Source organism: Stenotrophomonas sp. STEN018, from assembly GCF_056760235.1.
Genome location: NZ_JBRREK010000021.1, coordinates 45,174 through 57,169 on the forward strand (window position 1 = coordinate 45,174; position 11,996 = coordinate 57,169).

Consider the following 11,996-nt stretch of genomic DNA (forward strand, 5'->3'; position numbering starts at 1 on the left):
CTGTAGAACGTAGCCATGCTGCGCTGGGGCTTTATCGGTGAAGCTCCTGCCGAGCATGGCTCGGCACTACCGGCGGTTGTTCGGTTGGCTTTGGGCTTTTGGCTTGGGCTTTTGCTTTTCGCCTTGGCTTTGGCCCTTGCCGTTGCTTTAGCCCTTCTCCCGCTTGCGGGAGAAGGGTTGGGATGAGGGGGCGCTTTTGATCTTGCCGGTAAGGCCTCTGCCGAGCATGGCTCGGCACTACCGGCGATCTTGGCCTTGACCATTTCCCTTCTCCCGCTTGCGGGAGAAGGTGCCCCGAAGGGGCGGATGAGGGGGCGCTTTTGATCTTGCTGGTAAGGCCCCTGCCGAGCATGGCTCGGCACTACATTGGCTCTGTTATTTGCGGGCGGTGAAAATCGGGGTCAGGTAGTCGCTGCTGCCTTCAATCCGCTCCAGCGTGGGGTAACGCAGGCCGTCGTGGTAATCGATGCTCAGCGTGCGGTAGACATCCACTTCCTTCACCAACAGTCGCACCGGCTGCTTGCTGTCCTTGGCTGCGCGTACGGCTTCCTCCAGTTCGTCGGAGCTGTATTGCAGGTCGTTCACCGCCAGCACCTGCATGCCGGTGCCAATGCCCGCGTTGAACGCGGCACTGTCCCAGCGCACTTCGTTGACGTAACCGGCCGGGCTCAAGGAAACACCCAGCGAGTAGATGAAGTTGGCACCGCGGCCCTTCATCATCGACTTGAAGTAAGCACTGGGCTTGTCCTTGTAGACCAGCTTCCAGCCAGCCGCTTCAATGCCGCCAACCAGGCCGGTTTTGCGTTCGAGGCGATCGCGCAGGAACTGCGACCAGTCACCAGTCGGCTGCACCTGCTCCAAGGTCGCGGCGACGTCGTCGTAGGTATAGGTATCCGGACGTTCCCACTGACCGTCGTTCTGCCCGAAGAAGGCCTTGGCGAAATCATCCAGGCTGCGCTTGCCGCCACTGAGCGTGCGCAAGCGCACGTCAGCTTCCAGCCACAGCATCTGCCCGCCCTGGTAGTAGTCCTCACTCATCTGGTAGCCGCGATAGGGCTTGGGCTTGCGCCGCGCGATCACCGGATCGTTGGTGGTGTCGCCCAGCGAGCGCCATTCCAGACCGGGACGATTGTCCGCGTAAGTCGCAGCAACTATTGCCAGCGCATCACGTGAGGCGTCCTGCGGGCGGATACCAGCGCGCGCGGTCAGCACATTGCCCCAGTACTGGGTCTGCCCTTCATACACCCACAGCAGACTGCCCTGCATCGGCACGTTGTAGTTCAGTGTGGCCAGATCGGCCGGGCGGCGGTACTTGCCGTCCCAGGAATGGGTGTACTCATGGCCAAGCAGATCGCTGCTGCCGATCTTGGCATCCCAGCCGCTGAAGTAATCGCGGTCTTCGCTGTTCTCGCTGGAACGCTGGTGCTCCAGGCCGATGCCGCCAAGCTGGTTGGTCACTGCGAACAGGAAATCGTAATGGTCGTAATGCTCGGCACCGAACAGCTTGCGTGCCTGGGTCACCAGCGCGCGGTGTTGTTCGATGTGCTCGGGTTTGGCTTCCAGATCCTTTGCCCGGTCGGCAAACACGTTCAAGCGCACCGGGCGGGTGCCGGCCGGGGCCAGATCGAACATGCGGTGGTAGCGGCCGGCGAACACCGGCGAGTCAACCAGGATTTCCAAGTTGGTCTGTTCGTAGTTGACGGTGTCGCCGTTGCGACTGGCCACCGTCAACGCGCTGGCTGCGTCCCAACCCTGTGGGTAACGCGCACTGGCCTGGTAGGTGATGGCATGCGCGGCGTGACCGGCCGGGTACAGCAGCATCGCGTTCCACTGCAGGTTGAGCATGTTCGGCGTCATCACCGTGCGGCCCTGGGCCGAATCGGTGGGACTGAGGAACTGGAAGTCCATGCGCAGCTCATTGACGCCTTCGGGCACCTGCACGTTGAAGGTGTAGACATCGAGCGGGTCGCGCACCCATTCAAGGCGCTGGCCATTGGCATTGATGACCAAGCCCGCCAGCTTCTCGATCTGGCCGCTGGGCGAATGGCTGCCCGGCAACCAGGCCGGGTAATGGAAGCGCTGCAGGCCCGGCTGCACCGGCACCGTCTGCCGCACCTTGAATACGCGCTGGCCCAGGTCGGTGGCGTCGACTTCGAGGCGAATGGTGCCCGGATACGCGGCTTCGCTGATCTTCACACCGCGCGCGTCCACGTCAGCCACCTCCGGCGCCGCGTTGGCCAAACCCATGGCGGCCATCAGGGCCAACCCCAGTACTGCAGGACGGAACACATGCATCACCAACCTCTCGTTTGTCTGAGAGGGCCATGATGCGACAAGCCTGCGCTGCATGACACGGGCCGATGGTCATCTGCTGGGTTTTGTGGGAGCGGCGTCAGCCGCGAAGCCACGAATGCCTGCGGTTCTGGCATTCGTGGCAATTGCTGCTGGTTCGGTTTGGATCTGGCTACCTGCTGCTTCGGTGGGAGCAGTGGCTTCGCGGCTTACGCCGCTCCCACAAACAAAGCGCGGGTTTACGTGCGGACGAATATCTCCACACGCCGATTCAGCTGCCTACCGCTTGGGTTGTCCTTGCCGTTGACCTCATTCGGTGCAACCGGCTGCGATTCGCCATAGCCATGTGCAGCCGCATCCGTGGCGCTGCCACGTTCGCGCAATGCCGCAAGTACGGCCTGCGCGCGACGCTCAGACAGCGCCTGGTTGTAGTCGTCGCTGCCCTTGGCATCGGTATGGCCACGGATCTCCATCGCGCTCGACGGCACTTTACCCAAGGCCGTTGCCAACACATCCAACACCTTGCCGGCATCCGGGCGGATGACGTCCTTGTCGAAATCGAACAGCACCTTGTCGTTGAGGGTGATGACGTAGCCGCACGGCGCACCCGACGGCTTGAACTTGTCCAGCAGTGGGAACCTGCCGGCCGGCGGCAACGGCGGCAGTGGCGCCATCTTCACTTCGCGCGGGACCGCGCCGATGGTGCCGGTGCCATCACCGCGGTTCTCAACGATGCCTTCGGGGCCACCAATCCACTTGCCGGAGCCATCGGCATTGATCTCGATGTTGCCATCACCGCCTACCCAGCTACCCGAGCCATCACCATGGTTCTCGATGGTGCCAAAGGCGCCCACCCAGCTGCCGGCACCCTTGCCGTCCAGCTCGATATTGCCGTGCGCCCCCACATAGGTGCCGGAGCCGTCGGCATTCACCTCGAACGTGCCTGCCCCGTTGACCACGCTACCGCTACCGTCCGGCTTCACTTCCACCACGCCGTCACCGGTCACCGCCTGGCCACTGCCATTGGCGCCGATGTTGAACACGCCTTGCTCGCCAACGCGCTCAAGGTTGCCCTGTGCATCGACGTTGGTGAAGCCGCTTTCATTGACCAGGCCACCATCGGTGGTGCAGTTGGCCGGGCGCACGCTGATGCCGGCGACCGGATCGATCAGCGATTGCATCGACAGCTCAAGGCGCTTCTGCGCCGGGCCGCTGCCGATGATGCTTGGCACCATGATGGCGGGTATCACCGGGAATTCGATGCTGCCAGCGGTGAGCACTTCAGCAGCCGGCTGTACCTGCGCAGCCTCGGAGCTGCTGGATGATGCGGGTGTGGACGCCTGATCGGTTGACGGGGTACGCCCGCAGGCGGCAACCAATACGGTGAGACAAGCCAATGACACAGCAGCAACACGCATGCAGCAACTCCATTTGTGCGAGAACGGGCATTGTTGCCAAAGCACCGTTCAATTGCCGTGACCAGCGCATCACCTCAGGTGCTTCGCTCAGGATTCATCCAGCGCAGCGAAGGACGCCGCAAGATGGTCGATGAACAAACGCACCGACGGCAATAAGCCGCGTCTGGAAGGAAACACCGCATGGATGATTTCCTTCGGCGGCGCCCAGTCCGGCGCAACATTAACCAATTGCCCTGCCTCCAATGCATCGCGCACGATCATCGTCGGCAGCTGCGCCGCGCCGACACCCGCCAGTGCCGCAGCACGCAGCGCCACCATGCCGCGGGTGATCAAACGCGGATGATGCGGTACTTCGGCGGTCGCGCCATCCGGGCCGATCAAACGCCAGACGTGTTCACCCTGCGGCACACCCAAGGCAACGCTGGGCAATAGATGCAGATCGGCGGGACCATGCGAATGCCCATGCGTCTCAAGCAATGACGGTGCAGCCACCAGGCACTGGGTGCGCTCGGCCAACACCTTCAGCACCAGCTCGCTGTCTTCCAGCGGCGGCGGACGCACCCGGATGGCCACATCCACGCCCTCGGCGATGACATCGACGCGGCGATTGGTGGCGTCCAGATGCACTTCCACATCCGGGCAGTGCGCCATGAAATCAGCCACCATCGCCGCCACCCGGAAATCCAGCAGCATGGTCGGGCAGCTCACCCGCACCACGCCACGCGGCTGCGAGCGGGTCAGTTCGATGGATTCGGCCGCAGCCTCGGCCTCCACCAGCATCGCCCGGCAATGCGCGTAGAAGGTCTGGCCGACCTCGGTGACCGAGAAGTGACGGGTGGAACGCTGGATCAGGCGCACGCCCAATCGCTCCTCCAGCAGGGCGATACGCCGGCTCAGCTTGGATTTGGGCTCGCCCAGCGCGCGCCCGGCCGGGGCAAAGCCGCCGTGCTCGACCACTTTGGCAAAGTAGTACAGGTCGTTCAGGTCCTGCATTGCGGCTCCAGCGTTCACAAAATAGGACTATCAGACCATTTTTTGCCATCTACCGGCGTGATTGTTCCAAATCTAATCTTTTCTCCAACGCCGGCGCACACCGCGCCGCCCAAGGAGCAGACAGATGAAGAAGATCAGTGGCCTGTACAGCGCGCCCCGCCCGCACTGGGTTGGTGATGGCTTCCCGGTCCGTTCGTTGTTTTCGTACAACACCCACGGCCGCCAGCTCAGTCCGTTCCTGCTGCTGGACCATGCCGGCCCGGCCGAGTTCAGCCCCACCACCAGCCCGCGCGGCGTCGGCCAGCATCCGCACCGTGGTTTCGAGACCGTCACCATCGTCTATGAAGGCGAAGTGGCGCACCGCGATTCCACCGGCGCCGGTGGCGAGATCGGCCCGGGTGACGTGCAGTGGATGACCGCTGCCTCCGGCATCCTGCATGAGGAGTTCCACTCCGAAGCCTTCACCCAGCGCGGTGGCAAGCTGGAGATGGTGCAGCTGTGGGTCAACCTGCCGGCCAAGGACAAGATGTCGGCACCTGGCTACCAGAACATCAGCAATGCCGACATTCCGGTGGTGCCGCTGGCCGATGACGCCGGCAAGGTACGGGTGATTGCCGGTGAGTTCGGCGGCCAGCGTGGCCCGGCCCGCACGCATACACCGATGGACGTGTGGGACCTGCGCCTGTCGCGTGACAAGCACACCACCTTGCAGTTCGCCGAAGGCCACACCGTGGCGATGGTGGTCATGCACGGCACCGTGTTGCTCAACGGCAGCCAGCTTGCCCGCGAAGGCCAGCTGGTGCTGTTCGACCGCGCTGCCGGTGAGGTGGAACTGGAAGCCAATGCCGACGCCACCGTGCTGGTACTGGCCGGTGAACCGATCGACGAGCCCATCGCCGGCTACGGCCCGTTCGTGATGAACACGCAGGAAGAAATCCGTCAGGCGATGGATGACTTCAACTCCGGCCGCTTCGGCCAGATCGCAGCGTAACGCTCAAGCCCCTCTCCCGTCTGCGGGAGAGGGGTTGGGGTGAGGGCGAACGAAGTCAGTACCAAGCAAACAACAGCGTAGTCCCCGATGACAGGGCCCATCCCGGTCATCTCTTCCCCGCACCGCTGCTCTGAGCACGCTGCGATGTCATCCAGACCAAGAGAGTCTCGCCATGTATTCCTTCCCTCAAGTTGCCAACTTCAACGGCGCGAAACCCGTCATCGATCCGGACAACGTCGCGATGCTGTTGATCGATCACCAGAGCGGCCTGTTCCAGACCGTGCACGACATGCCGTTCACCACGCTGCGGCGCTTGGCATCGACGTTGGCCAAACTTGCCTCGCTGGCGAAGATCCCGGTGATCACCACCGCCTCGGTACCGCAGGGGCCGAATGGCCCGCTGATTCCGGAGATCCACCAGAACGCGCCGCACGCGAAATACGTGGCACGCAAAGGTGAAATCAACGCCTGGGACAACCCGGATTTCGTGCAGGCAGTGAAGGACACCGGCAAGCAGCAACTGATCATCGCCGGCACCATCACCAGCGTGTGCATGGCGTTCCCGTCGATTGCGGCGGTGGCCGATGGCTACCAGGTGTTCGCGGTGATTGATGCCTCCGGTACTTATTCCAAGCAGGCACAGGAAATCACCTTGGCGCGGATGATGCAGGCCGGCGTCGTGGTCATCGATGTGGCTGCGGTCGCCTCTGAACTGCAGAAGACCTGGAACCGCGAAGACGCCGCCGAGTGGGCGCAGGCGTACACCAACATCTTCCCCAACTACCAGTTGCTGATCGAGAGCTATAGCAAGGCGCAGGAAGTGGTGAGCAACCACGAGCAGCTGGATTCGCAGCGCAGCTGAGCCGGATCGCGACCTGGCGACCCTCGCCGCTTCATCTTCGTCGAGCACTGGGCCAGCCATGAGCAGCGCGAAAAGCACCATCACCATGGCCCCCACATCAAGTACTTCGAAACGCACCACGCCGATGCCGTCGAGCGCACGGAAGCGGCGTACTTCATGGACCTCGTCAAGCAAGTCCCCCGTTTACCCCGCCGCCATGTGCGGCGCGATGCCCACGCGCGTGCTGCGCCTTCAGCACCCCAGAAAGGAAATTCGCCATGACCAGTGAAACCAAGCGTGACCCCAAGCGCGACGACCTGCTGACCCCGGAAAACGCGGCACTGATCGTCATCGACTACCAGCCGGTACAGGTGAACTCCATCGCCTCGATGGACCGCCAGCTGCTGGTCAACAACATCGTCGGCGTGGCCAAGGCCGGCAAGGTCTACGGCCTGCCGATCGTGCACTCCACGGTCAACGTGAAGACCGGCCTGAACCACCCGCCGATCCCGCAGCTGCGCCGCGTGCTGAAGGATGAGCCCACCTACGACCGCACCACCATCAACTCCTGGGAGGACGTGGAGTTCCGCAAGGCCGTGGAAGCCACCGGCCGCAAGAAGCTGATCATGACTGCACTGTGGACCGAGGCCTGCCTCACCTTCCCGGCGCTGGACGCACTGCGCGAAGGCTATGACGTGTATGTACCGGTGGATGCCGTGGGCGGCACCTCGCTGGCCGCGCACGATGCGGCATTGCGCCGCATCGAGCAGGCGGGCGGCAAGATGATCAGCGTGCCGCAGCTGTTCTGCGAACTGCAGCGCGACTGGAACCGCGCCGACACCGCCAAACAGTTCATGGAGCTGTTCATCAGCACCGGTGGTACCGCTGGTATCCAGTTCTCCTACGACGCTGCCGAGTAAGCGGGTAACGCCCCCCTCCCTCTCCGGCATACGGAGAGGGAGAGGCGCGAGGGCTTCATGTTGCGGCATCCAGGAACTCAACAGGCATCGTGCCGATGGTGACTTCCTGCATGAATACGCATCACTATCCAAAGGTCCAGTTCCACCCATCACCGCTGCCGCGCTACCGTCGCCCGGTTGTTTACCCACGGTATCCGCCCCATGCAGCCCACCACCCAAGACACCGCCTCGGCGCGCTTCGCGATCCGCTGTGCGAATTTCGCCGAACGCTGGTTCCCCGATTCCTGGGTGTTCGCCGCCCTCGCCCTGGCCGCGGTCTCGCTGGCCGCACTGTCCATTGGCGCCGCGCCTACCGACACCGCCAAGGCCTTCGGTGACGGCTTCTGGAGCCTGATCCCCTTCACCATGCAGATGGCCTTCGTGGTGATCGGCGGTTATGTGGTGGCGTCTTCCGGCCCGGCCTCGCGCTTGATTGATCGGTTGGCCCGCGTGCCAAAGAACGGCCGCAGCGCAGTCGCGCTGGTCGCCATCGTGTCGATGACCGCATCGTTGTTGAACTGGGGCCTGAGCCTGGTATTCGCCGGCCTGCTGGTGCGCGCCCTGGCCCGCCGCAGTGAATTGAAGATGGATTACCGCGCCGCCGGTGCCGCGGCGTATCTCGGCCTGGGTGCGGTTTGGGCCTTGGGGCTGTCATCATCGGCCGCACAGTTGCAGGCCAACCCGGCCAGCCTGCCGCCGTCCATCCTGTCGATCACCGGCGTCATTCCTTTCACCGAAACCATCTTCCTGTGGCAGTCCGGCGTATTGCTGGCCGCATTGGTGGTGGTGTCGCTGATCATTTCCTATGTCACCGCACCGACAGCCAACTCGGCGCGCGATGCGGCCGATTGCGGCGTCGATGTCATGAGCGATGCGGCACCAGTCAAAACCAAGCCGACCCGCCCCGGCGAATGGCTGGAGCACAGCCCGCTGCTGATCCTGTTGCTGGTCGCCCTGGCCGCGGGTTGGTTGATCCACGAGTTCAGCACCAAACCGGCGATCCAGGCGATCTCCGGCTTGAACACCTACAACCTGCTGTTCCTGATGGCTGGTGCGTTGCTGCATTGGCGCCCGCGCAGCTTTCTCGATGCGGTCTCGCGTGCGGTGCCATCAACCACCGGCGTGCTGATCCAGTTCCCGCTGTACGGCTCCATCGCCGCCATCATGACCACGGTCAACGGCAGCGAAGGCCATAGCGTGGCCCACATCATCTCCACCTTCTTCACCCAGATCGCCAGCCACGACACCTACGCGCTGCTGATGGGCAGCTACTCGGCGGTGCTGGGCTTCTTCATCCCCTCCGGCGGCGGCAAGTGGATCATCGAAGCCCCGTACGTGATGCAGGTAGCCAACGACCTGCACTACCACCTCGGCTGGTCGGTGCAGATCTACAACGCCGCCGAAGCCCTGCCCAACCTGATCAACCCGTTCTACATGCTGCCGCTGCTCGGCGTGCTCGGCCTGAAGGCGCGCGACCTGATCGGCTTCACCTTCGTGCAGCTGCTGGTGCACACCCCGCTGGTGCTGCTGCTGTTGTGGGCACTGGGTGCGACGCTGGCGTATGCGCCGCCCGTAATGCCTTGATGGCTTGTAGCAATTGTTGAAAGCAGAACGCCACGCAATGCGTGGCGTTCTGCTTTTTCCCCTGTAGTGCCGAGCCATGCTCGGCAGGAGCTTTCCAAGCCACAAACATCCAATAGAAATGGAGCCCTCGAAGCGTAAGTCAGCTGAAAACCACCTTGGTACCGACAACCTTCACCGTGCCCACTTTCTTCAGGCCAGCGATAAGCATGTCGACCTCTTGGCTGTCGATATTGTTCTGGAAGTGTGCCGCGATATGTTTCTTCAGGGCTGCCAAGGATCCCGGCCTTCCGCTTTTCGCTTTTGTCAGTACCTCGTTCATTCGAGCGAGCTTTTCTGCAGCGGTCATCGCCTTCGCCTGCACAGCTTTCTTGGGCGCGGCAACCACGACCTTCTTCGCTGAAGGTGCCGCTTTCTCAACTACGATCGTTACAGCCTTCGCAGTTTTTTTCACAGCAGCCTTTGCCGCTGGGACGACCGAAGTATCGGCAAGCACAGGCTTGAACAGCGGCATGTCGCCAACCGCTGCCGAACGGCATGCAAGGATCTTCTTCGTCTTCAAATGCTGCACCAGAGGATCAAATCCAGTGTCTTTGGAGATGATGTGGAAGAACCCACGTGGATCGACTGCTGCCAACTGGCCGATATGGAAGGCGATATGAAAGTCCAAGGCGTTGGAACCATTGCCAGATATCCGCACATAGTCGGCGCGCTCGCGCATGACCTGCATCTGGATTGCCAGTTCGGAAGACAGTTTGGTCTGCGCCGCGCCCACAAACACCCAGAGACGGACATCCTCACGATCAAGCAGATTCAGATCGGTCGGCTGGACGTTCTCGTGATCAACCAACACGTAGTTGATGCGCCGGTTCTCTACCGACGCCAGCGTCGCAATAGTTTCTATCCGCATTCCCTGCAATTCCCCTTCCGCCCTGTTTTGGATCTTCGCCCAGCATTGCCTGTTTGCCAAACCACATCTTTGAACTGAACACATTCAGCCAGTTACCTCCGATGCAACTTCAGCAGGACGGCCAATGACTTCCCATCCAATGCCTCCCCAGCTGTAACTGCCACGATTCCCCAGCCACCACCCATCAGGAACCGGCCATGCTGTCAGCTGCGCTACGCGTGTTTGTTGTGGGAATGCTCTGCGTCGCCGGCAACGCCGTGGCAGCCCCCCGGACGCGGCCATCCTGCGGGCCATCGAGGCGACCGCTTACGACTACATGGACGGCCAGCTGGAAGGCGATGTCGTACGGGTGACGCGGGCGCTGCATCGGGATCTGGCCAAGCGCAATCTCGTTGCCAATCCGAATGAAACCCTGGGCTTGGGCCGGATGAGCTCGGATGAGTTGATCCGTTTCACCCGCGAGGGCGCGCTGAAGACGCCGCGCGAGCAATGGCAGCGGACGGTGACGGTGCTGCAGGTGGGTTCAGGACATCTCCACAGTGCGGCTGGAGAGCCCTTGGTTCATTGATCACCTGCAGATGGGGCGGTTTGATGGGCGCTGGGTGATCGTCAATGCGTTGTGGCACCGGAAGGTGCGGGGATCTTGAGTTGGGTGGTTTGGCCTTTGGGTCTACGTGCCAAGAGCTTCCCCCCACCCCAACCCCTCCCCCGTAAACGGGAGAGGGGCTCTACTTCGGCGAGTGTTTTTTGTAACGGACACTGAACAGAGCCGACAAACCCAGCTATCGTAGGCGGCTTCCAACCGCAGCCCGCCGCGCCAGCCATGAGCCAGACCGAAGCCGTGCATTCCACTTCCGAACACGGTGCCTGCGAGAACTGCCGCACGCCGCTGCAGGGCCACTACTGCCATGGCTGCGGGCAGTCGGCGCATAACCCGTTGAAGAACTTCGGGCATGCGGTCGAAGAGGTGTTCGAATCGTTCTGGCATCTGGATGGGCGCATTTTCCGCACGCTGCGCGATCTGCTGGTGCCGGGCCGGATCGCCGTGAATTTCCTCAAGGGCCAGCGCGTCGGCTATGTGCAGCCGCTGCGGTTGTTCGTCATCCTCACACTGTTCACCTTCTTCGTCGGCAAGCTGACCCTGCACGCCGACGACTTCGGCACTGGCAACAGTGCCGATCCAGCCTTCGCCCAGGCGCAGACCGTAGCCGAGGTGGAAGCCGTGCGCGCCGCCCAGGTGGCGCAGATGGAACAGAAACAAAAGACCAACCCTGCGGCGGCGCCAGCGCTTGCCCTTGCCATGGCAGCGATCAATACGTCGGCTGCGCAGCGCAGCGCCGAGCTCGAAGCAAAGGCCCAGCCTTCTGCTGGCAGCACAACGGACCCGGCGCTGGCGCGTGCCGGCGAAGCTGCAGCGCAAGCCAGCACTGGGAACAAAGCCGTCTTCGTCAACATCCCGATCAATGGCAAGCCCTGGGACCCGGAGACCAACCCGATCGTGCTCGACGGCTGGCCGAAGTTCGTCAGCAACTGGCTCAACCGTCGCCTGGCCAATGGGCAAGCCAACGTCGACCGCATGGGCAGCAAGACCGATCTGTATGTGCAGGCCATCCTGACCTCACTGCCCGGTGCACTGTTCTTCCTGATGCCGATCTTCGCGCTGGTGTTGCGCCTCGCTTACATCATGCGGCGGCCGATGGGCTACCTGGAGCATCTGGTGGTGGCGTTGTACAGCCACTGCTGGCTGATGTTGGTGCTGTTGACCACCTTCCTCATCGCCGGCATCAGCGGCGCGATCGGCAACGCGGTGGTCAGTTCGATCTGCATCTGGCTGTATGTGCTGCTGTGGCTTGCGGTGCCGGTCTACCTGTTCTGGATGCAGCAGCGCGTATATGGTGGCAACCCGATTCTGACGCTGCTGCGCTACAGCTTCATCGGCGGCATCTATTTTTTCCTGGTGAACTTTGTGGTGATGTACGCGGTAATGGCCGGCGTGTCCGCTTGAACCCGG

General features: G+C 62.5%; 11 protein-coding genes. 7 read left to right on the top strand and 4 right to left on the bottom strand.

Going from position 1 to position 11,996, the window contains the following annotated elements; all coding sequences use genetic code 11:
• Positions 1-375: 375 nt before the first annotated feature.
• The 3 genes from ACVOMB_RS10040 to ACVOMB_RS10050 all read right to left on the bottom strand — a co-directional run bounded on the left by ACVOMB_RS10040 (position 376) and on the right by ACVOMB_RS10050 (position 4,703).
• On the bottom strand, positions 376-2,295 hold the full coding sequence (locus ACVOMB_RS10040) for a M61 family metallopeptidase (protein ID WP_481531028.1): 1,920 nt from the start codon (positions 2,293-2,295) through the stop codon (positions 376-378).
• Positions 2,296-2,531: 236 nt separating this feature from the next.
• Positions 2,532-3,710, bottom strand: a complete 1,179-nt coding sequence (locus tag ACVOMB_RS10045) for an OmpA family protein (protein ID WP_481531029.1) — start codon at positions 3,708-3,710, stop codon at positions 2,532-2,534.
• Between the two features lie 87 nt (positions 3,711-3,797).
• Positions 3,798-4,703 (bottom strand): LysR family transcriptional regulator, encoded by a 906-nt coding sequence (locus tag ACVOMB_RS10050; RefSeq protein ID WP_481531030.1) that lies wholly within the window; start codon positions 4,701-4,703, stop codon positions 3,798-3,800.
• Positions 4,704-4,827: 124 nt separating this feature from the next.
• On the opposite strand from ACVOMB_RS10050, the gene ACVOMB_RS10055 reads away from it, so the two are divergent.
• The 4 genes from ACVOMB_RS10055 to ACVOMB_RS10070 all read left to right on the top strand — a co-directional run bounded on the left by ACVOMB_RS10055 (position 4,828) and on the right by ACVOMB_RS10070 (position 9,078).
• Positions 4,828-5,694, top strand: coding sequence for a pirin family protein (locus ACVOMB_RS10055; RefSeq protein WP_481531031.1), 867 nt, complete (start codon positions 4,828-4,830; stop codon positions 5,692-5,694).
• A 172-nt stretch (positions 5,695-5,866) separates the two neighbouring features.
• Positions 5,867-6,556: an isochorismatase family protein gene (locus tag ACVOMB_RS10060; protein WP_481531032.1), complete on the top strand. Its 690-nt coding sequence runs from the start codon at positions 5,867-5,869 to the stop codon at positions 6,554-6,556.
• Between the two features lie 257 nt (positions 6,557-6,813).
• Positions 6,814-7,455, top strand: coding sequence for a hydrolase (locus ACVOMB_RS10065; protein WP_481531033.1), 642 nt, complete (start codon positions 6,814-6,816; stop codon positions 7,453-7,455).
• Between the two features lie 201 nt (positions 7,456-7,656).
• A complete protein-coding gene (locus tag ACVOMB_RS10070) occupies positions 7,657-9,078 on the top strand; it encodes a short-chain fatty acid transporter (protein WP_481531034.1) in 1,422 nt (473 codons plus the stop codon).
• A 139-nt stretch (positions 9,079-9,217) separates the two neighbouring features.
• Here the strand turns inward: ACVOMB_RS10070 and ACVOMB_RS10075 are convergent, their stop codons facing one another.
• On the bottom strand, positions 9,218-9,985 hold the full coding sequence (locus ACVOMB_RS10075) for a PIN domain-containing protein (protein ID WP_481531035.1): 768 nt from the start codon (positions 9,983-9,985) through the stop codon (positions 9,218-9,220).
• Positions 9,986-10,301: 316 nt separating this feature from the next.
• Here ACVOMB_RS10075 and ACVOMB_RS10080 point away from each other — a divergent pair, with 316 nt between their 5' ends.
• The 3 genes from ACVOMB_RS10080 to ACVOMB_RS10090 all read left to right on the top strand — a co-directional run bounded on the left by ACVOMB_RS10080 (position 10,302) and on the right by ACVOMB_RS10090 (position 11,990).
• Positions 10,302-10,553: a nuclear transport factor 2 family protein gene (locus tag ACVOMB_RS10080; protein WP_481531036.1), complete on the top strand. Its 252-nt coding sequence runs from the start codon at positions 10,302-10,304 to the stop codon at positions 10,551-10,553.
• Positions 10,525-10,632, top strand: coding sequence for a nuclear transport factor 2 family protein (locus tag ACVOMB_RS10085; RefSeq protein ID WP_481531037.1), 108 nt, complete (start codon positions 10,525-10,527; stop codon positions 10,630-10,632). The genes ACVOMB_RS10080 and ACVOMB_RS10085 overlap by 29 nt, the downstream gene beginning before the upstream one ends.
• Before the next feature lie 176 nt (positions 10,633-10,808).
• Positions 10,809-11,990 carry a DUF3667 domain-containing protein gene (locus ACVOMB_RS10090; protein WP_481531038.1) on the top strand — a complete coding sequence of 394 codons (1,182 nt, stop codon included), beginning with the start codon at positions 10,809-10,811 and terminating at the stop codon, positions 11,988-11,990.
• The last annotated feature ends 6 nt before the right edge of the window (positions 11,991-11,996 follow it).

Coding starts and splice junctions, on each gene's coding strand:
- ACVOMB_RS10090 (WP_481531038.1), top strand. CDS start 10,809: ATGAGCCAGACCGAAGCCGTGCATTCCACTTCCGAACACGGTGCCTGC.
- ACVOMB_RS10075 (WP_481531035.1), bottom strand. CDS start 9,985: ATGCGGATAGAAACTATTGCGACGCTGGCGTCGGTAGAGAACCGGCGC.
- ACVOMB_RS10055 (WP_481531031.1), top strand. CDS start 4,828: ATGAAGAAGATCAGTGGCCTGTACAGCGCGCCCCGCCCGCACTGGGTT.
- ACVOMB_RS10070 (WP_481531034.1), top strand. CDS start 7,657: ATGCAGCCCACCACCCAAGACACCGCCTCGGCGCGCTTCGCGATCCGC.
- ACVOMB_RS10040 (WP_481531028.1), bottom strand. CDS start 2,295: ATGCATGTGTTCCGTCCTGCAGTACTGGGGTTGGCCCTGATGGCCGCC.
- ACVOMB_RS10065 (WP_481531033.1), top strand. CDS start 6,814: ATGACCAGTGAAACCAAGCGTGACCCCAAGCGCGACGACCTGCTGACC.
- ACVOMB_RS10050 (WP_481531030.1), bottom strand. CDS start 4,703: ATGCAGGACCTGAACGACCTGTACTACTTTGCCAAAGTGGTCGAGCAC.
- ACVOMB_RS10060 (WP_481531032.1), top strand. CDS start 5,867: ATGTATTCCTTCCCTCAAGTTGCCAACTTCAACGGCGCGAAACCCGTC.
- ACVOMB_RS10080 (WP_481531036.1), top strand. CDS start 10,302: ATGGACGGCCAGCTGGAAGGCGATGTCGTACGGGTGACGCGGGCGCTG.
- ACVOMB_RS10045 (WP_481531029.1), bottom strand. CDS start 3,710: ATGCGTGTTGCTGCTGTGTCATTGGCTTGTCTCACCGTATTGGTTGCC.